This window comes from Pleomorphomonas sp. NRK KF1, assembly GCF_023721755.1.
Classification (GTDB): Bacteria; Pseudomonadota; Alphaproteobacteria; order Rhizobiales; family Pleomorphomonadaceae; genus Pleomorphomonas.
In genome coordinates, this window is record NZ_JAMDLH010000001.1 from 127194 (window position 1) to 150624 (window position 23431).

Annotated in this window: 17 protein-coding genes; 11 read left to right on the top strand and 6 right to left on the bottom strand. The window is 63.8% G+C overall.

The window, feature by feature from the left end; translation table 11 throughout:
• The first annotated feature begins 184 nt into the window (after window positions 1-184).
• The 5 genes from M4J39_RS00620 to ligD all read left to right on the top strand — a co-directional run bounded on the left by M4J39_RS00620 (window position 185) and on the right by ligD (window position 9062).
• Window positions 185-3889 carry a vitamin B12-dependent ribonucleotide reductase gene (locus M4J39_RS00620; protein WP_251725641.1) on the top strand — a complete coding sequence of 1235 codons (3705 nt, stop codon included), beginning with the start codon at window positions 185-187 and terminating at the stop codon, window positions 3887-3889.
• A 328-nt stretch (window positions 3890-4217) separates the two neighbouring features.
• Entirely contained in the window at window positions 4218-4520 is a 303-nt protein-coding gene (locus M4J39_RS00625) for a hypothetical protein (RefSeq protein WP_251725643.1), read from the top strand.
• A gap of 220 nt (window positions 4521-4740) precedes the next feature.
• A complete protein-coding gene (locus M4J39_RS00630) occupies window positions 4741-5220 on the top strand; it encodes a GNAT family N-acetyltransferase (RefSeq protein WP_251725644.1) in 480 nt (159 codons plus the stop codon).
• A gap of 456 nt (window positions 5221-5676) precedes the next feature.
• Window positions 5677-6510 (top strand): Ku protein, encoded by an 834-nt coding sequence (locus M4J39_RS00635; protein ID WP_251725646.1) that lies wholly within the window; start codon window positions 5677-5679, stop codon window positions 6508-6510.
• 2 nt (window positions 6511-6512) lie between these two features.
• Complete coding sequence (ligD, locus tag M4J39_RS00640) at window positions 6513-9062, top strand: DNA ligase D (protein ID WP_251725649.1); 2550 nt, start codon at window positions 6513-6515, stop codon at window positions 9060-9062.
• A 6-nt stretch (window positions 9063-9068) separates the two neighbouring features.
• On the opposite strand, the gene M4J39_RS00645 is transcribed toward ligD, so the two are convergent.
• The 4 genes from M4J39_RS00645 to M4J39_RS00660 form a co-directional block, all read right to left on the bottom strand.
• Window positions 9069-9878: a Ku protein gene (locus M4J39_RS00645; RefSeq protein ID WP_251725651.1), complete on the bottom strand. Its 810-nt coding sequence runs from the start codon at window positions 9876-9878 to the stop codon at window positions 9069-9071.
• 93 nt (window positions 9879-9971) lie between these two features.
• A complete protein-coding gene (locus M4J39_RS00650) occupies window positions 9972-11555 on the bottom strand; it encodes a copper resistance protein CopC (protein ID WP_251725653.1) in 1584 nt (527 codons plus the stop codon).
• 49 nt (window positions 11556-11604) lie between these two features.
• Window positions 11605-12132, bottom strand: coding sequence for a YcnI family protein (locus M4J39_RS00655; RefSeq protein ID WP_251725654.1), 528 nt, complete (start codon window positions 12130-12132; stop codon window positions 11605-11607).
• Between the two features lie 40 nt (window positions 12133-12172).
• Window positions 12173-12547 carry a hypothetical protein gene (locus M4J39_RS00660; protein ID WP_251725657.1) on the bottom strand — a complete coding sequence of 125 codons (375 nt, stop codon included), beginning with the start codon at window positions 12545-12547 and terminating at the stop codon, window positions 12173-12175.
• 224 nt (window positions 12548-12771) lie between these two features.
• Here M4J39_RS00660 and M4J39_RS00665 point away from each other — a divergent pair, with 224 nt between their 5' ends.
• The 6 genes from M4J39_RS00665 (at window position 12772) to M4J39_RS00690 (ending at window position 20058) form a co-directional block, all read left to right on the top strand.
• Entirely contained in the window at window positions 12772-13716 is a 945-nt protein-coding gene (locus M4J39_RS00665) for a lysylphosphatidylglycerol synthase domain-containing protein (protein WP_251725660.1), read from the top strand.
• Between the two features lie 115 nt (window positions 13717-13831).
• The gene (locus tag M4J39_RS00670) at window positions 13832-14074 is read left to right on the top strand and encodes a hypothetical protein (RefSeq protein ID WP_251725661.1); all 243 of its coding nucleotides are present in this window, start codon (window positions 13832-13834) and stop codon (window positions 14072-14074) included.
• 140 nt (window positions 14075-14214) lie between these two features.
• Window positions 14215-14802, top strand: coding sequence for an acetate uptake transporter (locus M4J39_RS00675; protein ID WP_251725664.1), 588 nt, complete (start codon window positions 14215-14217; stop codon window positions 14800-14802).
• 118 nt (window positions 14803-14920) lie between these two features.
• Window positions 14921-15871 carry an AEC family transporter gene (locus M4J39_RS00680; RefSeq protein ID WP_251725667.1) on the top strand — a complete coding sequence of 317 codons (951 nt, stop codon included), beginning with the start codon at window positions 14921-14923 and terminating at the stop codon, window positions 15869-15871.
• A gap of 215 nt (window positions 15872-16086) precedes the next feature.
• Window positions 16087-18585, top strand: coding sequence for an FAD-dependent oxidoreductase (locus tag M4J39_RS00685; protein WP_251725670.1), 2499 nt, complete (start codon window positions 16087-16089; stop codon window positions 18583-18585).
• Between the two features lie 174 nt (window positions 18586-18759).
• Entirely contained in the window at window positions 18760-20058 is a 1299-nt protein-coding gene (locus tag M4J39_RS00690) for an NAD(P)/FAD-dependent oxidoreductase (protein WP_251725672.1), read from the top strand.
• 74 nt (window positions 20059-20132) lie between these two features.
• Here M4J39_RS00690 and M4J39_RS00695 read toward each other — a convergent pair whose 3' ends face one another.
• Complete coding sequence (locus M4J39_RS00695; protein WP_251725674.1) at window positions 20133-21497, bottom strand: amino acid permease; 1365 nt, start codon at window positions 21495-21497, stop codon at window positions 20133-20135.
• 128 nt (window positions 21498-21625) lie between these two features.
• Window positions 21626-23062 carry a tryptophanase gene (locus tag M4J39_RS00700; RefSeq protein ID WP_251725676.1) on the bottom strand — a complete coding sequence of 479 codons (1437 nt, stop codon included), beginning with the start codon at window positions 23060-23062 and terminating at the stop codon, window positions 21626-21628.
• Between the last annotated feature and the right edge of the window lie 369 nt (window positions 23063-23431).

Sequence of the window (23431 nt, forward strand, 5' to 3'; positions counted from 1 at the left end):
CGGCGGAACCCTACATGTAGGGGCCAGTTGATGGATGCGGACACTAGATGAAGTGCGGGGCCGGCGAATGACCGGAATCCCGCGCCATTCGGCAAATGGTGTGCGCGGACGTAAAATGGACCGAATAGGATCGACGGAGCGCGCCCCGGAGGTGTGTTTCCAGCAAATTTCAAGGGGCTAACCAATGTTGTTCGAGCGGCGCTTTACCAAGGAAGGGCACTCGCCATACGACGGAATCGAGTTCCGCGTGGCGGTCAGCGAGATCCGCAATCCCGACGGGTCCGTCGTCTTCCGCGCCGCCGATATCCACGTGCCCGCCGCCTGGAGTCAGGTGGCGAGCGACATCCTCGCCCAGAAGTATTTCCGCAAGGCCGGCGTGCCGGCGGTGCTGAAGCGCGTCGAGGAGAACTCCGTTCCCTCGTGGCTGTGGCGCTCCGTGCCCGACGAAGAGGCGCTCGCCAAGCTGCCGGAGGGCGAGCGCATCATCGGCGAAACCGACGCGCGGCAGGTGTTCGACCGCCTTGCCGGCACCTGGACCTATTGGGGCTGGAAGGCCGGCCACTTCTCGTCGGAAGAGGCGGCGCACGCCTTCCACGACGAACTTCGCTACATGCTCGCCACCCAGCGCGTCGCTCCGAACTCGCCGCAGTGGTTCAACACCGGCCTTCACTGGGCCTACGGCATCGACGGTCCGAGCCAGGGCCACTATTACGTCGACTTCAAGACCGGCAAGCTCGTGCGCTCGGCAACCGCCTACGAGCATCCCCAGCCGCATGCCTGCTTCATCCAGTCGGTCGAGGACGATCTCGTCAACGAAAGCGGCATCATGGACCTTTGGGTTCGCGAAGCGCGTCTCTTCAAATACGGCTCCGGCACCGGCTCCAACTTCTCCAAGCTGAGGGGCGAGGGCGAGAAGCTGGCCGGCGGCGGCAAGTCGTCGGGCCTGATGAGCTTCCTGAAGATCGGCGACCGCGCCGCCGGTGCCATCAAGTCGGGCGGCACGACGCGCCGCGCCGCCAAGATGGTGGTGGTCGACATCGACCATCCGGATATCGAGCAGTACATCAACTGGAAGGTCAAGGAAGAGCAGAAGGTCGCGGCGCTGGTCACCGGCTCCAAGATCTGCTCCAAGCACCTGACCGCGATCATGGCGGCGATCACCGCCGAGGAAGCATCGGGCGACGACCGCTTCGACCCGCTGAAGAACCACGCCCTGAAGCGCGAGCTGCGCGCCGCCAAGAGGGCGCTGGTGCCGGAGAACTACATCCGCCGCGTCATCCAGTTCGCCAAGCAGGGCTATACCTCGATCGAGTTCCCGGTCTACGACACCGACTGGGATTCCGAGGCCTATCTGACCGTCGCCGGCCAGAACTCCAACAACTCGGTGCGCGTCACCGACGCCTTCCTCCGCGCGGTCGAGACCGGCGGCAAGTGGAACCTGACCGCCCGCAAGGACGGCCGCACCGTCAAGACGCTCGAAGCGTCGGACCTCTGGGAAAAGGTTGGCTACGCTGCCTGGGCGTCCGCCGATCCGGGCATCCAGTATCACACGACCATCAACGACTGGCATACCTGCCCGCAGTCGGGTGAGATCCGCGCTTCCAATCCGTGCTCGGAATACATGTTCCTGGACGACACGGCCTGCAATCTCGCCTCCGTCAACCTGTTGCCCTTCCTCAACGCCGACAAGAGCTTCGACGTCGAGGGCTTCAAGCATGTCTGCCGCCTTTGGACGGTCGTCCTCGAGACGTCGGTGACCATGGCGCAGTTCCCCTCGCGCCAGATCGCCCAGCTCTCCTACGAGTTCCGCACCCTGGGCCTCGGCTACGCCAACATTGGCGGCCTCCTGATGTCCTCCGGAATCCCCTATGACAGCGCCGAGGGCCGCGCCATCTGCGGCGCCATCAGCGCCGTGATGACCGGTGTCGCCTATGCCACCTCGGCCGAGATGGCCAAGGAGCTTGGGCCGTTCCCGGGCTACAAGAAGAACGCCCAGGACATGCTGCGCGTCATCCGCAACCATCGCCTCGCCGCCCACGGCAAGGCGACCGGCTACGAGAAGCTCAACACGCTGCCGGTGCCGCTCGACCATGGTTCGATCAAGGACAAGCCGCTGCTCGACGCTGCGGTCGCCTCCTGGGATTCCGCGCTCGCCCTCGGCGAGAAGCACGGCTATCGAAACGCTCAGGTCTCGGTGATCGCCCCGACGGGCACCATCGGTCTGGTCATGGACTGCGACACCACCGGCATCGAGCCCGACTTCGCGCTGGTGAAGTTCAAGAAGCTGGCCGGCGGCGGCTACTTCAAGATCATCAACCGCGCCGTGCCGGAAGCCCTGCGCACGCTCGGCTATTCGGAAAGCCAGATTGCCGAGATCGAGGCCTATGCCGTCGGACATGCCTCCATCGATCAGGCGCCGGCGGTCAACCCCGGCTCGCTGCGCGCCAAGGGCATGTCGGACGCCGCCATCGACAAGGTGAAGGGCAGCCTCAAGAGCGCCTTCGACATCAAGTTCGTGTTCAACCGCTGGACGCTCGGCGACGACGAGATGAAGAAGCTCGGCGTCAGCGACGCCCAGATGAATGATCCGGCCTTCGAGCTGCTCGCCCATCTCGGTTTCTCCAAGGCCGACATCGAGGCCGCCAACACGCATGTCTGCGGCGCCATGACGCTGGAAGGCGCACCGCACCTCAAGGCCGAGCACCTGCCGGTGTTCGACTGCGCCAACCCCTGCGGCCGCATCGGCAAGCGTTTCCTGTCGGTCGAGAGCCACATCCGCATGATGGCGGCCGCCCAGCCGTTCATCTCGGGTGCCATCTCCAAGACCATCAACATGCCGAACGACGCCACCGTCGAGGACTGCAAGGAAGCCTACATGCTGTCCTGGCGTCTGGCGCTCAAGGCCAACGCGCTCTATCGCGACGGCTCCAAGCTCAGCCAGCCGCTGAACTCGCAGCTGCTCGCCGATGACGACGACGAGGCCGAGGATGCCGCCGAGGCGCTGGCCGCCCTGCCGGCCGCTGCCCGCGCGGCGCTGATCTCCGAGAAGATCGTCGAGCGTATCGTCGAGAAGCACGTGCGCGACCGCGAACAGGAGAAGCTGCCGACCCGTCGCAAGGGCTACACCCAGAAGGCCAAGATCGGCGGTCACACGCTGTTCCTGCGCACCGGCGAGTATGATGACGGCCGCCTCGGCGAGATCTTCATCGACATGAACAAGGAAGGTTCGGCGCTCCGGGCCCTCCTCAACAACTTCGCCATCTCGGTGTCGCTCGGCCTGCAGTGGGGCGTGCCGCTCGAAGAGTATGTCGACGCCTTCACCTTCACCCGCTTCGAGCCGGCGGGCATGGTGCAGGGCAACGAGATGATCAAGAACGCCACGTCGATCCTCGACTACGTGTTCCGCGAACTCGCCGTGTCCTACCTCGGCCGCTACGAGCTGGCGCATGTGGTGCCGGACGATCTCAAGCCGTCGGGTGGCGAGGGCAGGGACACCAGTGGTCGCGGTGGCGATGCGGTGGTCTCCAAGGGCCTCGTGCGCGGCAAGCAACTGAAGCTCGTCTCCGCCACGCCCGATCCCAAGGGTTCGGCCGGTGCCGGCGCGACCGGCGCCAACGTCTCGGCCTTTGCCTCGGCCCGCGCCAGCGCGGCGGTGACCGGCGTCGGCGGCTCTGCCGCCACCGCCTTCCGCCGCGATGCCGAAGAAGCCCCCGCGCCGTCGTCGGTCGGCTCGACGCAGGCCCAGCCCGACTACGCCACCCGCGTCGCCCACGCCCGCATGAAGGGCTACGAAGGCGAGTCGTGCTCGGAGTGCGGCAACTTCACCATGGTCCGCAACGGCACCTGCCTGAAGTGCGACACCTGTGGCTCGACGAGCGGCTGCAGCTGATCGGACGTCTTTGAACAGGCAGTACAGTTGGGAGCCCCGGATCGATCGATCCGGGGCTTCTTTCATGTCGGCTCGGACCAAGCCTCGATCATGACAATCTGGTAGGTACGGCTGTGGCAGTAGAGAAGGGCGCGTGCGCCAGAGCTGACTATGTAAGTACTTGTACTTGTTTTGGAAAAACTAGTCGAAACCCTGGAACCATCGACCTGGCGAGTTGTTTGTAACTCGGTGCGGCGATTAGCTGAGGAGGGCGGGCGCCGTTCTGCGCTTTGTCAGGATCGCCTCATCGGGTCCGCAAAGGCGGCGTTTGTTCGGGAGATGTCATAAAATGCAAGCCTCATTGCTCAATCCTGTGGTGCAAGTGGCAGAAGCCATCCCCACTGATGAGGGGCTTCGCTTCGGGGCGGCCTACGGAGACCTTCTGGAAGTCTGCCGTCACATGGAGATCAAGCAGAATATCGGCCGCCAGGTGATCGTCAGAGCGCTTCTGGCAACGGTCGAGACGTTGCGGAATCTTCCGGAAGGCTCGGTCGAAACGGCTTTACGCCGCAACGCCCAGGAGGCCTTGGTGCCGTTGTCCTCGGCTCCACGCGGGCCCAGCGCAACTACGCGACCGGCGTCGCCCGCGTGAATGACTGCGAAGGCAAGTCCTGCTGGGAGTGCGGCAACTTCACCATGGTCCGCAACGGCACCTGCCTGACGTGCGAGACCCTGCGGCTCGACGATCGGCTGTAATTGATGTGATACGCAGCTAAAGATGTAGATACCTAAAACCCCGGAGCATTCCATCCGGGTTTCGCGCATCGGTCCACCTATCGCTGAGCCTACTCATGCCATCCAGGTGGCTCAAGATGTCGATAAGCATTCGTCCTTTCAACCCCGGTGACGCCGAAGTGTTCCTGCGCGTTCATCATGCGGCGGTTCGTGGTATCGCGGCCAACGATTATTCCGCCTCGATCATCAACGCTTGGGCTCCCGTCATCCAGGCAGCCCACATCGAACACGTAAAAGCTGACCTGACGGGCGAGAGAATTCTTGCTCTAAGCGACGGGGAAGTCGCGGGAGTTGGAGAGGTCGCCCCAGAGCTGTCCGAGCTTCGGGCGTGCTACGTCGTGCCCGGGTTCGCTCGAAAGGGGATAGGGCGGCAAATAGTTGCCGAGCTTGAGCAGATAGCCCGCTCAAGAGGCGTGCTAAGGCTTTGGGTCGATTCATCCCTTACCGCCGAAGCCTTCTACATGCGCTTGGGTTACTCGGTTAGGCAGCGCGGAGAACATATCTTGGGAAATGGCATCGCAATGGCCTGCGTCACGATGGAAAAAACTCTGCAATAACGCAGTTAGCCGGCCGATCGCCAACCTTCCTCTACGAAGCTGCGCGCTCTCAATCGCTCGCAGCGCCCAGTTCTGTTTGCATTGGAGCCTCATGCAGCGCAGGATTCATGATCTTGCAGATGCATACTGCAGCAACGGACAGGAGTTTTGCGATGTCTGGTGAACCGGAAGACCGTTGGGAAGCCGGGGAATACGCGTCTCCGCCATGCTTTCTGCATGAACTGTCCCCGGGCTATGGTCTTGAACCGGGCGACCACGCAGCATGTTCACGCCTTTCGTCGGCCTTGCCGGTCGACACGCAAGCGCAGGATCGAGAGGCCCCCGCGACGGACTCCAAAACGGCGGCCTGCGGTTGATCGAGCCGGTCACCATCCGGAACCACCATTCCCGCCCGTGAGTTCTTGCTTCGACGGATGACGGCGATGAGCGCCGCCCCCCGAAAGCGGGACGAGACCGATGGCACCACGGGCGAACTGGAAGGGCGTGCTGAAGATCGCGGAGGTCATGTGCCCCGTGTCGCTCTACACGGCGGCGTCCACCTCCGAGCGCATCGTCTTCCATACCCTCAACCGCGCTACCGGCCACCGCGTCGAGCGCCAGTACATCGACACCGAAACCGAGAAGCCGGTCGACCGCGAGGATCAGGTCAAGGGCTACGAGGTGAGCGAGGGCAACTATATCGAGCTGACACCCGATGAGGTGAAGGCCGCCGTGCCGGAGAGCGACAAGACGCTGGCGGTGTCCGCCTTCATCGGCTGCGGCGAGGTTGACGACGTCTACTTCGACAAGCCCTACTATCTCGCGCCGTCGGATCGGGTGGCTCAGGAAGCCTATGCCATCGTCCGGGACGGTCTCAGGGAGAAGAAGGTCGCGGCCATCGCCCGCACCCTGCTGTTTCGCCGCGTTCGCACCCTCTTGATCCGGCCGCATGGAGACGGGCTGATCGCCACGACGCTCAACTTCGACTACGAGGTCCGCGCGGCCGCCGACGAGTTTCGGGAGATTCCCGACCTGAAGATCAAGGGAGAGATGCTGGAACTTGCCGAGCACATCATCGACACCAAGATGGGCGAGTTCGACATCAGCAGGTTCGACGACCGCTACGAGGCGGAGCTGGCCGAAGTGGTGAAGGCGAAGATCGAGGGCAGGAAGATCAAGCCGCGCAAGGCGCCCAAGGAAGAGAAGGTCATCGACCTCATGGCCGCGCTTCGCGAGAGCGCTCGGGTGGGCAAGTCCAAGGGCAAGACCGGCTCGGCGTCGCGGTCCGGCTCGCGCAGGAAGGCAGGCTGACCATGGCCCTCGAAACCTACCGCCAGAAGCGCAACTTCAAATCGACGCCCGAGCCCGAGGGCAAGCTCACGGTGGGCGAGGGCAAGGCTTTCGTTGTCCAGAAGCACGACGCCACGCGCCTGCACTACGACTTCCGCCTGGAGATGGACGGTGTCCTGAAAAGCTGGGCGGTGACCAAGGGGCCGAGCCTCGTTCCCGGCGACAAGCGGCTCGCCGTCCATGTCGAGGACCATCCCCTGGACTACGGCGATTTTGAAGGCACCATCCCCAAGGGGCAGTATGGCGGCGGCACGGTCGTTCTCTGGGATCGGGGCACCTGGTCGCCGATCGGCGACGCTCGCAAGGGTTACGCCAAGGGGCACCTTGAGTTCGAGCTGTCCGGCGAGAAACTCACCGGGCGCTGGCATCTCGTGCGCATGCATGGCAAGCCGGGCGAGAAGCGCGAGAACTGGCTGCTCATCAAGGGCGACGACGAGTTCGCCCGCGAGGAGACGGACACCGACATCCTCGAAGAGCGGCCTGAGTCCGTGAAGACCGGGCGTGACCTCAAAGAGGTTGCGGAAGACGCGCCTGCCAGGCGGACCAAGGCGCGCAAGTCCAGAAAAGCCAAGGCTGCTACCAAACCGGATTCCTCCAAGCCGGACGGCGACGGCGGCCCCGAGGTTCCGGATCCCGCCGCCATCAAGGGCGCGAAGAAGGCACCCATGCCCGATGTCGTCGAACCGATGCTGGCGACGCCGGTGCCCTCCGCTCCGACCGGCGAGAAATGGCTGCATGAGATCAAGTTCGACGGCTACCGCCTTCTGGCGCATATCGAGGCCGGGCGGGTCAAGCTGCTGACACGCAGCGGTCTCGACTGGACCAGGAAGTTCGGGAAGGGCGTTCTGGCGGCGCTGCAGGACCTGCCGATGGGTTCGGCCGTTATCGACGGCGAACTCGTTGTCGAAACCGCCTCCGGGGCCACCGACTTCTCGGCGCTTCAGGCCGACCTCAGCGCCGAACGAACCGATCGCTTCGTCTTTTACGTCTTCGACCTTCTCTATCTCGATGGCTTTGATCTCCGCGGCTTGCCGCTGATCGAACGCAAGACCCTGCTTGAAAAACTCGTTCCCCCGGAAGGCGGCATGGTTCGCTTCAGCGGCCATCTCGACGAAAGCGGCGCCATGGTGCTGCAGCATGCCTGCCGCCTGAGCCTCGAAGGCATCGTCAGCAAGCGGCGCGATGCGCCCTATCGTCCGGGCCGGGGAAAGACCTGGGTCAAGTCGAAATGCTCGGCGCGCCAGGAGTTCGTCATCGGCGGTTACGTGCCGTCGACGGTCTCCCGCAAGGCCGTCGGCTCGCTGGCGCTTGGGGTCTATGAGGAGGGCAAGCTCCAGCACGTCGGCCGGGTCGGAACCGGCTTTGGCGCGGAGGTCGCCGAGCACCTTCAGACCCGGCTGGAGAGGCTGCGCACCGACGACAAGCCGTTCGACAATGCCATGACGGCCGACGAGCGGCGAGGCGTCAGGTACGTGCGACCCGAACTGGTGGCGGAGGTCGAGTTCCGGGCCTGGACGGCCGACGGCCATCTCCGCCACGCCTCGTTCCGAGGCCTGCGTGAAGACAAACCGCCGCAGGAGATCGTCCGTGAGGCGCCCAAGACCGACGCCAAGGCGCCGAAGCCCCAGCGTCGGACCGTCAAGCTCACCCATCCCGACAGGCTCTACTGGCCCGGGGAGGGCATTACCAAGGAAGGCCTCGCAAACTACTACGCCGACGTATGGAGGCTCATGGCTCCCTATGTCGTCGGTCGTCCGCTGGCCCTTCTTCGCTGCCCCAGCGGTATCAACGGCGAGCGCTTTTTCCAGAAGCACGCCTGGAAGGGCCTGAACGCCAACATCGTCACCGTTCCCGACCCGGCGGATCCGGATGAAGATCCCTGGGTCAGCATCAACGACCTCGAAGGCATGATGGGACTCGTTCAGTCGGCCGCACTGGAAGTCCACTCCTGGGGCTCGACGGTCGCCGACTGGGAGCGGCCTGACATCATCATCCTGGATCTCGACCCCGGCGAGGGCGTGCCCTGGCAGGCGGTGATCGACGCGGCGCAGGAGGTGCGTCAGCGTCTTGTCGATGCCGGTCTCGCCCCGTTCGTGAAGACCTCGGGCGGCAAGGGCCTGCATGTCGTCGCGCCGCTGAAGCCGTCGGCCGAGTGGCCGGAGGTCAAGGCCTTTACCAAGTCGCTGGCCGAAGCCATGGCGGCCGACAGTCCGGACCGTTTCGTGGCGACGATCTCGAAATCCAAGCGCCGGGGCAAAATCCTGGTCGACTACTTGCGCAATCAGCGCGGCTCCACCGCGGTTGCGCCCTATTCGACGAGAGCCCGGCCCGGCGCGGCGGTTTCGACGTCGATCACTTGGGAGGAACTGGAACCCGGCATCGGCCCCGCCCATTTCACGGTTTCGAACCTGCCGGCACGCCTTGCGGCGATGCGGGCGGATCCATGGGAGGACCTCCGCGCGGCGGCGGTGCCGCTCGTCGAACGGAAAAGGAGGCGAGGCAAGGGCAAGTAAGGCGCCCTACCGGGCCTTGCTCCTCTTTTCAGACGCCACGCTCTTCCTGAGCGCGTCCATGATGTTGACGACATTGCTGGGCTTTTCACCGGCCTTCGTCTTGGCCGTTGCCGGACGCTCCCGCTTCTTCTTCTTGGCCGAGATGATGTCCAGGAGTTTCTCCTGCACGGGGTCGGACACCATGTCGGGATCCCAGGGAACGGTCTTCTTGTCGATCAGCTCCTTGACCAGTTTCATCGATTCCGGCTCGACCTTGTCGCTGTCGATCTTGCCGAAATAGTCCTTCTCGGGCCGAACCTCGTCGCCGTAGCGAAGCGTCCACAAGACGATGCCCTTGCCGCGCGGCTCCAGCAGCACCGCCCGTTCCCGCCTGTAAAGCACGAGGCGAGAGATGCCGACCGTCCCGGTGGAAGCCATGGCCTCCCGGATCACCGCGAAGGCCTCCTCGCCGACCGGGTCGCTCGGCACGAGATAGTGCGGCTTGTCGTAATAGACCCAGGGCGCGGAATCGGAGGGAACGAACATGTCGATATCAAGGGTGTGGGTGCTTTCGAGGGCCACCGCCTCGATCTCCTCGCCTTCGAGAAGCACGTGCTTGCCGTCCTCGTCGACAGGATACCCCTTGACCTCATCGTCCTCGTCGACCGGCTTGCCGGTTTCCGCATCGACATAGCGGCTGATCACCCGGTTGCCCGTCTTCGCGTTGAGCACGTGAAAGCGCACCTTGTCGGCTTCGCTGGTGGCCGGCCGCATGGTCACCGGGCAGGTGACGAGCGACAGCTTCAGGTAGCCCTTCCAAAACGTGTGAGACGCCATTGAGCGGTCCTCCGGCTGCCGGATGAAACCAACGGAGGACAGGCGCGGTTCCGCCCGACATGGCGTTCATTCAATGGCGTGCCGGGTGGGAGGTCATGGAACCGCCATGGTTCCTTCCAGCGACAGGCTTTCAAAGTCGCCGACAAGAATGCCGAGCCGCAGGGTCCAGGCGCCGCCGACCGGAAACGCCAGCCCGTCGACGCGCCAATGCCCATCCTCCACCCGTGTCGCCTGCCGCAGCATCGGCTCCAGGCCGGCGGCTGGATTGGCGAGGCTGACGCGGACTTCGCGCGCCGCCAAAGCACGGCCGCCGGCACCGCTCAGCCGTATGTCGAGGCTGCCGCGCTGGCCAAACTGGATCATCGCCATGCCGCGGTCCGTGTGGATATGCAGCAGCTGGCGGTGACGAAGCGCCGCCTCGGCGGCGGCAATGCTGCGTGGTGGCGGCGTGAAGCGCCAGCCGGCGACGACGGCAAGCACCAGGACCAGCAGGCAGACGTCCACGGCGAGCACCCGGCCCAGGGGGCGAAGATGGACGTCGCCGCCCGTTGCCGCCTTCGGAACCAGAAGGCGACGGTTCAACGCGCCGAGGCCGAGCATGACGAACACCAGCAGCAGCTTGCCGGTCAGCAGGCGGCCATAGTCCGTCCCGATCAGGCTCTCAGGTCCGACCCCTTGCATGACGGCGAGGGTGAAGCCGGACAGTGCCAGCACAACAACGGTCGGCAGCAGAAGGGCCGACAGGCGCAGCGCGGCCCGGCCCGCGTTGTCCTGGCGCGTCGCAACGAGGATCAGCAAGGGAAGGAGCGACCCGCCCCACAGTGCCGCGGCGGCCCCGTGCAAGGCGAGGGCGGGGCGCGATATCCAGGCGGGCGCGGCGGTGCTGGCGTGGCCGCTCAGCGTCAACGCGAAGGCCACCATGAGAAGCGATGTCATGCCGAGACTGGTCGCCATCCTGCGTCTCGGGCAGCAAAGGGCACAAGCCGCAACAACGAGCGCCGCACCGCCGAGGCCGAGCGTCCCGCCGTAGCGGGATTGCAGGCCGGCGAACCAGGGGGCAAGGCCGGCGAGATCGGCAAGACCGCCATCGCGCTCATCGAGCCCTTGCAGACCGAAGGAGACAACGGACGCGGCAGCTCCGAGACCGATGAGCGCGAGAATCGAGCGATCGGCGAGGGCAGGGCGTTGTCGGGCGACAGCCGTCAGGAAAAAAGCGCCGCCGACGCCACCGATCCAGCCGACGTAGACGCCGATGCGCATGAGCCAGATAAGGAACGAAATGGCCGGTGATCGCGACGGGTCGGCCGCGACGCTGCGTTGGCTGGCGTGGCCGACGGAAAAGGTCAGGGTTCCGCCGATCGGGTGCCCGTCGGCCGACGCGACGCGCCAGCTCAGCGCATAGGTTCCATCGTAGGCGGCGGGAAGCTCCGCGACGACTAGATCGTTGCCCTCCGCCGTCGCCGCGATCTCGGTGCTCTGGCCGCCCGGATCGAACAAACGGAGGGTCAGCGGGGTGACTGGTTCGTTGAAGGAAAGCCTGATCTTTTCCGGCGAGACGGCAACGATGCCGCCCTCGGTGGGCTCGCTACCGACCAGAGTGGCGTGCGCAAGGCAGGGGCTCGCCAGCATGACGCAGCCGATGACGACCAGGGCGAGGCTTGTGACGAAGCGCAGCATCGAGGGCATTCCCGAAAAGGGCGGCGCAGTCTCCCGCGCCGCCGCTCCGTCAGTTGGCGGGCGCGACGATCCTGACGCCGGGCGCCGGTGCCTCGTAGTCGTCGGCACTCTTGCCGTCGGCAGGAATTTCGATCCAGCGTTCGGCCGTGCCGCCCTCGCACTCTTGAACCACGGGGAAGTAGACGGTGGAACCGGCGGCAAAGGTCTTGGTCAGGGTGCCACGGAAGACGAACTCGTCATAATAGTCGTCGGGCAGGTTGCCGGTCCACGAGAGCTCTTTTGCGCCCTCGGTGATCTTGCCGCCGTGCAACTCGTAGCTGCCTTCGTACTTGCCTCTGACGATGTCGATCGTCCAGCCCGCCTTGGGCATCGGCTTCACGGCAATGAAGCCCTCGGGAATCTGCACGCGCACCTTCAGCGTCGCGGCCCCGGCGCACCCATGGGGCACGCGCAGCACCGCCTTGTAGGTGGTGCCGGCCGTCGCCTGGGGTGTCTCCAGGGTGACGTGGGCAAGGGCGGAGGCGGGGGCGAGCAGCAGCACGGCGGCTCCGAGAGCAGCCAGTTTGGTCCTGGTCATGATGATGGTCCTTCAGAATCGAATGATGGTTTCGGTCCGATCATGCGATGTCTGGCGGTGCCCTCGCTCCGACGGGGCCTGTCCGTGCGCGAACGACGGTATGGCCGAGCTCGATTGGGCCGGAAAGGACCGCTACCGGCGCTTCGCTGCGCTGCGGCAGATCGGCGACCCGGTCGAGAGGCCCGACCGCCGTACCGAGCTTGCCGCAAAGCATGCACCAGTCGCAGCCTGCCTTGCCGGACGGCGCATCCTGCCTGTCGCCATGATGAGACGGCGCGGGCTCAGAATGGCAGAGGGTGACGTCGGTGACGGCCGCCGTCGCAGGTGGTGGTGTCGGCAAGACGAGCTGAAGCGCCAGGGCGAAGGCTGCCGCCAGCGCTGCCAGACTCCTCGCTTTTCCCACCCACAAGCCCACGCTGCGTCCCCGCCCCAGTTGCAAACAGCTCGCAATCTGTCACGGGACGCTAGGGGCTTCTTTGCTTTCTCGCAAACTCAACTTTATCGCCGATGGCACAAGGCACATCTTCAGTGGCCAATCTTGAGGATTGATCCAGTCGCATCGCCCCCCGTAGACTGAATGCTTCGCCGGGGTCTTCGGGCCTCTTGTCGATACGAGGTGCCTCTAAGCGGCCGGAGCGAATGAAGCTGAAGCGTTATTTCTGGCCGATGGTGGCGACGGCGACGATTGTTCTGTCCGTCTGGCTTCTTTTGCGGGAGCTTCGCGGACTTTCCTTGGCAAAGGTCAGCGACAGCCTGGCGGCGATCCCCGCGCTTCATTGGGTTCTGGCCGGCCTTTGCACCCTGGTCGCCTACGCGGCGCTGGCCGGCTACGATCGGGTGGCGCTTCTCCAGCTCGGCAAGCGAATCAGCTGGCTGTTCATCACCGTCTGCTCCTTCACCACCTATGCGCTGTCGCACAACATCGGCGCGTCGGTGGTGTCGGGCGGTGTCGTTCGCTACCGCGCCTATTCCACCAAGGGATTGTCGCCGGCCGAGATCGGCCTGCTTGTCGCCTTTTGCTCGTTCACCTTCATCCTCGGCATGGTGACGCTGATCGGCCTCGTGTTGGTGCTCGATCCCGACATCACGCTGCGCTTCGGTGATCTCCTTCCCCTGACGGCATCGCGGGCGACCGGCGCTTTCCTGCTGCTGCTGGTGGCGCTCTATGTTCTCGGCAGCGTGATGCGGTTCAAACCGCTGAACATCGGCCCGCTGGCAGTCGTCTATCCGTCGCTGCACGTGACCCTGTCGCAGCTTGCCGTCGGGGTATGCGAACTGTTGGGAGCGGCGGGCATCATCTACTTCGCGCTGCCGGAAGCCGGGAATCCCGGCTATTTCATCGTGCTCGGCATTTTTCTGATGTCCTTCTCTGCAGCGCTGATCTCGCACGTTCCGGGCGGTCTTGGCGTACTCGAGCTGGTCTTCGTCATGGGGCTGCCGGATATGGCCGACGCCGACGTGATCGCCGCACTGCTGGTGTTCCGTCTGTTCTATCTCATCATTCCCTTCATCATGGCGTTGGTGGTGGTGCTGCTGTTCGAGCGCTCGCGCTTCCGTTCGGAGCGAGCATCCGAAGAGGCATGACGTCAGTCACTGGAACATGACGGTTATTTTCAGGTTTCTCGTCTTCTTGCCGGGAATGCGCTAGTATCGGCTTCTCCGATCAACCGCCGTGGCGCCGAACGAAGGACGCGAGACGATGACCATCTCCAGCCTGCCGCTTCTGGTTCGCTTCCTGATCCGCCATGCCGCGATCGGCTTCGGCGTGGCCATACTGTTCGTCGGGTTGCTGCTGGCTTTCGACATTGGCGGCATCGCCAAGCTGATTTTCGCCTCCTCTTCGGCGGGGCTGGCGCTGGCCATCCTGACCTTTTCGGTGGGGCTCACCTTTTCCAGCGTGCAGATGGGCTTCGCGGTGATGTTCCTGCGCGATGACGACTGATAGCCTCGGCCGATATGCGTCTTTCCCAACTCGTTTTTCCGGGCATCTTCTCTAGGGATGGCGCCGCCGGAATCCGTTGCGGGCGTTGAGAGACGCCGGCAGGCGCCGGTCGTTTGCCTCTCCTGCCTGGATTGATCCCGATGAGTTCCGCCCACTCGACCGACGCCACCGCCAACCCCGCTCCGCTGGGGCTGATGGGCTTCGGCATGACCACTGTGCTTCTCAACTTCCACAATGCCGGCTTCTATCCGATGGATACGATGATCCTGGCCATGGGCATCTTCTACGGTGGTCTCGCACAGATGATCGCCGGCATCATGGAGTGGAAGAAGGGCAACACCTTTGCCGCCACCGCCTTCACCAGCTACGGCATGTTCTGGCTGGCGCTGGTTGGCCTCATCGTCCTGCAGAAGACCTCGCTCGGCATCGCCGGTCCGTCGCCCGATGCCGCCATGCCGGCCTTCCTCGGCATGTGGGGCGTGTTTACCGCCATCCTGTTCATCGGAACGCTGCGTCTGAACCGCGCCCTGCAGGTGGTGTTCGGCTCGCTGACCGTGTTGTTCGCCTTGCTCGCCATCGGCGATGCCACCGGCAATGAAGCCATCACCCGCCTTGCCGGCTGGGAAGGGTTGTTCTGTGGCGCTTCGGCCATCTATGCCGGCCTGGCGCAGGTCCTGAACGAGGTCTATGGCCGCACGGTCTGGCCGATTGGCCCGGTGCGCCTCTGATTTGTCGGACGACGGTGAGAGGGGCATTCGCCGCCTCTCGCCGTCTAGAGATTCCTACGACTATTCAGAGTGCTGGCCGCTCGGGCGATACTGGCTTTCCAGACTCATGGGGACCGCCATGTCGCTCGTCGGCCAGATTCTTCCGATCTTTCTTTTGATCGCCCTCGGCGTCGCCAGTCGCCGTTTCGGTTGGCTGTCCGACGAGGCCATCGACGGCCTGCGCCAGATCGTGGTGCGCATGGTGCTGCCGTCGGTGCTGTTCCTGTCGTTCGTCGACATGAACCTGTCGGTTGGCCACCTGTCTCTGATCGCGGTGGTGTTTCTGACGTGCTGCCTCGGTCTGGCATTGGCGTGGATGTTGATCAGACGGCTCTACCCGGCCGATCGCTTCACGCCCTTCCTGGCCGGCGGCTATGAGTTCGGCATGCTTGGCGTCAGCCTCTTCGTTGGCGCCTACGGCGCGAGCGCGCTGCCGTCGATTGCCGTGGTGGCGCTGGGCCACGAACTCTTCATCTGGTTCGTGTTCTTCGCCTTGCTGATCGCCGCCCGCGACGGTTCGGCCCGTCCGGGCGACCTGCTTCTTGGCTTTGTCCGCAATCCGGTGACGGTGGCGATCCTCGCCGGCCTCCTGCTCAATGGTCTCGGCCTTCGGACGGCGACACTCGAAACCATTCCCGGACTCGACGCAATCGTCCACAGCCTGCGCTTCCTGGCGCCCATGGTGGTTCCGGCGGTTCTGATCGTCGTTGGCTACGGCCTCCGCTTCGAGGCGGTCGATGGTCGAAAGATCGTGCGGGTCATGGGCGCCCGGGCGCTGGTGCAACTGCCGCTGGCCTGTATCGCCGCCTTTCTGGTTCTCGGTCACTTGCTCGGCTTCGAACTGCGTTACCAGGTGGCGCTGTTCACACTGATGATCCTTCCGCCGCCCTTCATCGTGCCGTTGTTCATGCCCGGTGACACGCGTGCGGCGGCCGAGCGCCCCCTGATCATGCAGGTGCTGACGGTCCACACGCTTGTGTCCCTGGCGATCTTTGCCGGCATCATCGCCGTCTTTCCTTCCTTCGACTGATACGGGGGCAGGGCGCGACGCAGCTCGCCAAGAGAAGCGGTGTGGGCCGGCGAGGATCGGTGCCGACCGGCGCGCTTCAGGACTTTTCCGTACAAGGGCATGCGACAAGCCTTGCCGCCATCTCCCCTATGGGGATGACCGATGTCATCCGTCTTCCTACGACTTTTGTAGATTAGTACGTGCGTATATAACAACTTCAAGAAATGGAGTTGAGCATGAAGATCATCATCATCGGTGGTGTTGCCGGCGGCGCCACGGCGGCGGCTCGTCTGCGTCGTCTCGACGAGCGGGCGGAAATCGTTCTCGTCGAACGTGGCCCCTACATCAGTTTCGCCAACTGCGGGCTGCCCTATCACATCTCCGGCGCCATCGCCGAGCGCGACAAGCTGCTGGTCACTTCCGAGGCGATGTTCGAGGCGCGCTATCATGTCGACGTCCGCTCGCACACCGAGGCCCTCTCCATCGATCGCGCCGCCAAGACGGTGATCTTGCGCAACCTCGACAGCGGCGAGGAGACGGCCGAGAGCTACGACCGGCTGTTGCTGTCGCCCGGCGCCGAAGTGCTGAAGCCGCCGATCCCCGGCATCACCTCGCCGCGCATCTTCACGCTGCGCAACATCCCCGATCTCGACCGCATCATGACTTCACTCTCCGAGAACCAGCCGCGCCGGGCCGTGGTGATCGGCGGCGGTTACATCGGCCTTGAGGTTGCCGAGAACTTCCACGAGCGCGGTCTGTTCACCACCGTCGTCGAAGGCGCGCCGCACGTGCTCGCCCCCTTTGACGACGAGATGGCGGCCATCGTCCATGCTCATATGCGCGACAAGGAGATCGAGCTCCACCTCGACGACAAGGTCGAGCATTTCGAGGACCGTCCCGACCACACCATCGTCTTCCTGGCGTCCGGCAAGCGCATCCAGGCCGATATCGTGGTGCTGGCGATCGGTGTGCGGCCGGAGGTGAAGCTGGCTCGCGACGCCGGCCTGGAACTCGGCGGCGTCGGCGGTATCAAGGTCGACGAACACCTTGCCACCTCCGATCCCGATATCTTCGCGGTTGGCGACGCCATCGAGGTGATGAACAAGGTGGCCGGCCGCATGGCGCTGATCCCGCTGGCGGGCCCGGCCAACCGGCAGGCGCGTATCGTCGCCGACAACATGCTCTCGGCCGATCAGGCGAGCTACCGCAGCTATGGCGGCACGCTCGGCACCGCCATTCTCAAGGTGTTCGATCTCGCTGCCGCTTGCACCGGCCTCAACGAAACGGCTGTCAGGGCGCTCGGCATTCCCTACCGGGCCAGCATCACCCATTCCGGTTCGCATGCGTCCTATTATCCCGGCAGCCAGCAGATCAGCCTGAAGCTCGTTTACGGCCTCGACGGCACCATCCTGGGCGCCCAGGCGGTGGGCGTCGACGGTGCCGACAAGCGCATCGACGTCATCGCCACCGCCATCCGCGCCGGTCTCAAGGTGACCGAGCTCACCGAACTGGAGCTGGCCTATGCGCCGCCCTTCGGCTCGGCCAAGGATCCGGTCAACGTCGCCGGCTATGTCGCCGAGAACGTGCTGAACGGCAGCCACGAGATCATCGGCTGGCGCGAGCTGAGAGACCTCCTGCGGGACGATCCCGCCTCCGCCCAGCTTGTCGATGTGCGGACTCCTGAGGAGTTCTCGATCCAGACGCTGCCGGGCGCCCGAAACATCGAGCTCGACCACTTGCGCGAACGGATCGGCGAGATCGATCGGGAGAAGCCGGTTATCGTTTTCTGCCAGGTCGGCCTGCGCGGCTATCTCGCCTATCGCGTTCTGAAGCAGGAAGGCTTCAAGGATGTGCGCAACCTGACCGGCGGCTTCAAGACCTATGCCTGGGCGACCGAGAAACAGGAAAGCCCTGACCTCTTCGATTACGAGAGTATTCGCCGCCGCGATCCCTCGGAGATGGAAGCCCAGAAGGGGTCTTGCCGCGTGGCCGTCTCGGGCAACGTGCAGATGCTCGATGCCACCGGGTTGCAGTGCCCCGGTCCAATCCTCAAGACCTTCCGCGCCATCGAGGCGATGGAGACGGGCGAGCTTCTCGAGGTGAAAGCCTCCGACCCCGCCTTCGGTCGCGACATCCGCGCCTGGGCCGACAAGACCGGCAACCAGTTGCTCGGCGTTGGAACCGAAAAGGGCATCGTCACCGCAAGGATCCGCAAGGTGGCGGTGAAACCGGCGCCGACCGAGGGAACGCCGGCGGCGCCTCGCGACGGTACGACGCTGGTGGTCTTCTCCGGCGATCTGGACAAGGTCATGGCCTCGCTGATCATCGCCAACGGCGCGCTCGCCATGGGCTCGAAGGTGACGTTGTTCTTCACCTTCTGGGGGCTCAACGTTCTGAGGAAGCCCGATGCGCCGAGCCCGCGCAAGCCGATGATCGACGCCGCCTTCGGCTTCATGCTTCCCAAGGGCGCGCGTCGGCTCAACCATCTCTCCAACATGAACTTCGGTGGCCTCGGCGGTCGGCTGATGCGCAAGGTGATGGGGGACAAGAACGTCGACACGCCGGCGAGCCTGCTCGCCTCTCTCGTCGAAGGCGGCGCCACCCTGGTGGCCTGCCAAATGTCGATGGATGTCATGGGCATCCGCCGCGAAGAGTTGATCGACGGCGTCGAGATCGGCGGCGTTGCGACCTTCCTGGGCGAGGCGCAGCAGTCGGCGGCCACGCTGTTCATCTGAGCCGACATAAACACTGGAGAACCGGGAAGGGCCGTCACGCGCGTGACGGCCCTTTTTGATGGCTCCGAGAGCCTTTACGCCATGACCAAAGTCGCATCGGCGTTTATTCTGAGCGCGGTATATAATGAAATACTAAATTACTGGAATGGCCGCGTTGGCCATGGGAGAGCGAACATGTCGCATGTCGTGGTGCTGGGGGCAGGACTGGGCGGAACGATCATGGCCTACGAACTTCGCAAGGTTCTCGGCCGCGAGCATCAGATAACCGTCGTCAACCGGGGAGCAACCTACTCGTTCGTCCCGTCGAATCCTTGGGTTGCGGTCGGCTGGCGCGATCCGGCCTCGGTGGAGGTCGATCTGGTGCCGGTCTTCTCGAAAGCCGGCATTGCCCTTCGTCCGGAGGGCGCCGAGAGATTGGTCCCGGAAGAAAACCTTATCGAGCTTCCCAACGGGGAGAGTGTTTCTTATGACTACCTCGTCATAGCCACCGGTCCGGAACTCGCCTTCGACGAGGTCCCCGGCCTCGGTCCCGAAGGCCATACGCAGTCGATCTGCCAGGTTGGTCATGCCGTCGAGGCCAAGGCGGCCGTCGATCGACTGATCGCCAACCCCGGTCCGGTCATCATCGGCGCGGCGCAGGGGGCGTCGTGCTTCGGCCCGGCCTACGAGTTCGCTTTCGTGTTGGACAAGGCCCTGCGCGACGCCAAGGTCCGCGATCGTGTGCCGATGACCTTCGTAACGCCGGAACCCTACATCGGCCATCTTGGCCTGGACGGCGTCGGTGACACCAAGGGCCTGCTCGAAAGCCAGTTGCGCAGCCATCACATCAAGTGGATCACCAATGCACGCATCGAAACGGTGGATGCCGACGTGATGCATGTCGAGGAGTTGACCGAGGAAGGCGCACACAAGGCCAAACACGACCTGCCTTTCGCCTTCTCCATGATCCTGCCGGCCTTCCGTGGCGTCGGCGCCGTGCGATCCGCCACCGGCATCGTCAATCCGCGCGGCTTTGTCACCATTGACCGCCACCAGCAGAACCAGACCTTCCCGAACGTGTTCGCCATCGGCGTTTGCGTCGCCATCCCGCCGATGGGCAAGACGGCTGTACCGGTCGGCGTCCCCAAGACCGGGTTCATGATCGAATCGATGGTGACCGCTACCGCCCACAACATCGAGCGAATGATCGAAGGCAAGGCGCCCAACGCCGAGGCATCGTGGAACGCCATCTGTCTCGCCGACTTCGGCGACAACGGCGTCGCCTTCGTCGCCCAACCGCAGATTCCGCCACGCAACGTCAACTGGTCGTCGTCAGGCTATTGGGTGCACGTCGCCAAGGTCGGCTTCGAGAAATACTTCCTGAGGAAGATCCGGACCGGCCAATCCGAGCCCTTCTACGAGAAACTGGCCTTGCAGGTCATTGGCGTCGACAAGCTGCGCTCTATCAAGTTCGACGACAACGCCGCCGCTTGACTCTCTCACCGATAAGCAAAGCGGCGCGGCCCATGAGGACCGCGCCGTTTCGTGTTTCTTGTAGTTCCTGCCGGTTATTCGGCGGCGGCCGTACGGGCGTTGCCGCGGAACAGGAAGCCGATGTAGAGGACGATCAGCCAGACCGGCAGCACGAGCACCGACAGGCGCATGTCCGGCATCTGCGTCATCATCACGAGGATCACGGCCATGAAGCCGACGCAGAAGTAGTTGGCGATCGGGTAGAAGGGCGCCGGGAAGGTCAGCTTGCCGGCCTCTGCGGCATGCGCCTTGCGGAACTTCATGTGAACCAGCACGATCATCACCCAGGTGATGGTGGCGGCGGTGGTGGCGACGGCCATCACCTGCATGAAGGCGCCTTCGGGGATCAGGTAGTTGATGGCGACGACGACCAGGGTGCAGGCCGACGAGAACAGGATCGCCACATAGGGAACCTTGTTGGCGCCAAGCTTGGTGAAGAACTTCGGCGCGTTACCCTGCTCGGCGAGGCTGTAGAGCATGCGGCCGTTGGAGTAGATGCCGGAGTTGTAGACCGAGATCGCCGCCGTCAGCACCACGAAGTTCAGGATATGGGCGGCCGAGCCGATGCCGAGCTTGGAGAAGATCGTCACGAACGGGCTGCCTTCCATGCCGACCTGGTTCCACGGGAAGATGATCATCATCACCGTGAGGGCGCCGATGTAGAAGATCAGGATACGCCACATGACCTGGCGGATGGCCTGCGGGATGGACTTCTTGGGATCGTCGGCCTCGCCGGCGGTGATGCCGATCAGCTCGGTACCACCGAAGGAGAACATGACGACGACCAGCGACAGGAGAAGGCCCCACATGCCGTTGGGGAAGAATCCGCCGTGGACCCAGAGATTGGAGAGGCCCGTCGCCTCGCCGCCAAGGCCGAAGACGATCAGTACCAGGCCGAGAGCGATCATGCCGATCACCGCCAGCACCTTGATGATGGCGAACCAGAACTCGGCTTCACCATAGAGGCGCACGTTGATCAGGTTGACCGCCGTGATCGTCACCAGAACGATCAACGATGTCAGCCAGGCCGGGAAATCCGGGAACCAGTAGGCGACATAGATGCCGACCACGGTCAACTCGGCCATGGAAACGAGAATGTAGAGGAACCAGTAGTTCCAGCCGGCCAGGAAACCGGCGAACTCGCCCCAGTATTTGTAGGCGAAGTGGCTGAAGGCGCCTGCCACCGGTTCTTCGGTCGACATCTCACCGAGCATGCGCATGATGAGATACATCACGAAGCCGCCGATGATGTAGGAAACGATGATGCCCGGTCCCACAAGCTGGATCGAGGCGGCCGAGCCGTAGAACAGGCCCGTGCCGATCGCCCCGCCGAGGGCGATCATCTGGATGTGGCGGTTTTTGAGGCCGCGCGCGAGATGCGATTGCGTGTCTGACGACATGATGTCCTCCCGTTGAGCCGGATAGCACGGGCCAAAGGCGGCCGGATATCCGGTTGTCCCCCGTCGGGGCGAGCGCCGTTCCCTCCTCGGATAGCGGCGCCCGCCTGATTGGTCCGGTCAGTTCGCCATTACTGGGCGGCGACCGTGTACTCTTCTTCCCTGGTCCGCTCGACTTCGTTGGCGATCGGCTCAAGGTGGGCCTGGAAGTGCCTGAGGATCGGCGGCTCCCAGGTGATGCGATAACCGCGCTTGATGGTATGGGCGCGTTTCTTGATCTCGATCAGGGCTTCGGCCATGATGTCGATGTGAGCCTGCGTGTAGACCCGGCGCGGAATGGCGAGACGGGTGAACTCGAAATCGGCCTTGAGCTGCTTGCCCGTGTCCGGGTGATTGCCCAGCATGTAGGAACCGATGTCGCAGGACCGGATGCCCGCTTCCTTGTAGAGCTCGATGGCCAGGACCTGGCCGGGGAACTCGTTGTAGGGAATGTGCGGGAGCATGGCCCGGGCATCGACGAACACGCCGTGGCCGCCGGCCGGGGTCTGGTAACCGATGCCGGCGTCGTCGAGACGGGCGGCGAGATACTCGACCTGGCCGATGCGGTAGCGCAGATAGTCGTTGTCGATGCCTTCGTAGAGACCGATGGCCAGCGCCTCGAGGTCACGACCGGCAAGACCGCCGTAGGTGAAGAAGCCCTCGTAGGAGATGCAGTTGGCCTTGATCTTCAGGATCAGCGGCGAGTCCGCATCCTTGACGCCGAGCATGCCGCCGATGTTGACGATGGCGTCCTTCTTGGCCGACATCGTGAACATGTCGCCGTAGGAAAACATCTCGCGGATGATGTCCTTGATCGACTTGTCCTGGTAGCCCGGCTCGTCACGCTGCACGAAATAGGCGTTCTCGGCATAGCGGGCCGCGTCGATGTTGAGCGGAATGCCGTTGGCCTTGGCGACCTCGGCCACTTCGCGCATGTTCTGCATCGACACCGGCTGACCGCCGGCCGAGTTGTTGGTGATCGTCATGACGATCAGGCCGACGTTCTCGGCGCCCAGTTCGGCGATGGTCTTCTTGAGCTTCTCGACGTCCATGTTGCCCTTGAAGGGCGCGCGATGCGACGGGTCCTTGGCGACCGCGACGACGCAGTCGACGCAGCGGGCGCCGGTCAGCTCGACGTGGGCGCGCGTCGTATCGAAGAACATGTTGGAGATGGCGAACTTGCCCTTGCCGAGCAGGATCGGGAACAGCACCTTCTCGGCGGCGCGGCCCTGGTGGACCGGCTGGATGTAGCCGTAATTGAAGATGTCCTTGCCCGCCTCGAGCAGCTTGTAATAGCTCGACGCGCCGGCATAGGCCTCGTCACCGCGCATCACACCGGCCCACTGCTCCTGGCTCATGGCGCCGGTGCCGCTGTCGGTCAGGAGATCGATGTAGCAATCCTCGCCGGCCAGATTGAAGAGGTTGTAGTGAGCCGCCGCGATCTTTGCTGCCCGCTCCTCTGCGGTCAGCATACGAAGCGGCTCCACCGCCTTGATCCGGAACGGTTCGGGGAAATACTTGATAGCCATTTGTCCGTTACCTCCTACAGACCATTGGGCACCCCGGTCGTCGCGAGCGACTGGCGGACAGCGTCTCTAGGAATCTGCAAACATTTTTCCACATGAGCGTAAGATTTGCAGCTCATGCACTTACATCTGTGGCATCGCGCCGCAAAAATGTCAATTAATTCACATTACGGTAGGGTTTCCTCGGATTTCCGGGAATGAATGTGTGGATATTTTTGCAATTGGCGCGGGTGGTGGAAATTGTGTTGCGTCTGGATGACCTGAGACTTTCCAACAATTGCGTCGTAAATGGAGACTGTCGGGAAATGTACGAAGAATCGGCTCGCTCAGTCAGGCCGAGAACCCGGATTGACAAAACCGATGCGACCGCCG

Coding starts and splice junctions, on each gene's coding strand:
- M4J39_RS00620 (WP_251725641.1), top strand. CDS start 185: ATGTTGTTCGAGCGGCGCTTTACCAAGGAAGGGCACTCGCCATACGAC.
- M4J39_RS00625 (WP_251725643.1), top strand. CDS start 4,218: ATGCAAGCCTCATTGCTCAATCCTGTGGTGCAAGTGGCAGAAGCCATC.
- M4J39_RS00630 (WP_251725644.1), top strand. CDS start 4,741: ATGTCGATAAGCATTCGTCCTTTCAACCCCGGTGACGCCGAAGTGTTC.
- M4J39_RS00635 (WP_251725646.1), top strand. CDS start 5,677: ATGGCACCACGGGCGAACTGGAAGGGCGTGCTGAAGATCGCGGAGGTC.
- ligD (WP_251725649.1), top strand. CDS start 6,513: ATGGCCCTCGAAACCTACCGCCAGAAGCGCAACTTCAAATCGACGCCC.
- M4J39_RS00645 (WP_251725651.1), bottom strand. CDS start 9,878: ATGGCGTCTCACACGTTTTGGAAGGGCTACCTGAAGCTGTCGCTCGTC.
- M4J39_RS00650 (WP_251725653.1), bottom strand. CDS start 11,555: ATGCTGCGCTTCGTCACAAGCCTCGCCCTGGTCGTCATCGGCTGCGTC.
- M4J39_RS00655 (WP_251725654.1), bottom strand. CDS start 12,132: ATGACCAGGACCAAACTGGCTGCTCTCGGAGCCGCCGTGCTGCTGCTC.
- M4J39_RS00665 (WP_251725660.1), top strand. CDS start 12,772: ATGAAGCTGAAGCGTTATTTCTGGCCGATGGTGGCGACGGCGACGATT.
- M4J39_RS00670 (WP_251725661.1), top strand. CDS start 13,832: ATGACCATCTCCAGCCTGCCGCTTCTGGTTCGCTTCCTGATCCGCCAT.
- M4J39_RS00675 (WP_251725664.1), top strand. CDS start 14,215: ATGAGTTCCGCCCACTCGACCGACGCCACCGCCAACCCCGCTCCGCTG.
- M4J39_RS00680 (WP_251725667.1), top strand. CDS start 14,921: ATGTCGCTCGTCGGCCAGATTCTTCCGATCTTTCTTTTGATCGCCCTC.
- M4J39_RS00685 (WP_251725670.1), top strand. CDS start 16,087: ATGAAGATCATCATCATCGGTGGTGTTGCCGGCGGCGCCACGGCGGCG.
- M4J39_RS00690 (WP_251725672.1), top strand. CDS start 18,760: ATGTCGCATGTCGTGGTGCTGGGGGCAGGACTGGGCGGAACGATCATG.
- M4J39_RS00695 (WP_251725674.1), bottom strand. CDS start 21,497: ATGTCGTCAGACACGCAATCGCATCTCGCGCGCGGCCTCAAAAACCGC.
- M4J39_RS00700 (WP_251725676.1), bottom strand. CDS start 23,062: ATGGCTATCAAGTATTTCCCCGAACCGTTCCGGATCAAGGCGGTGGAG.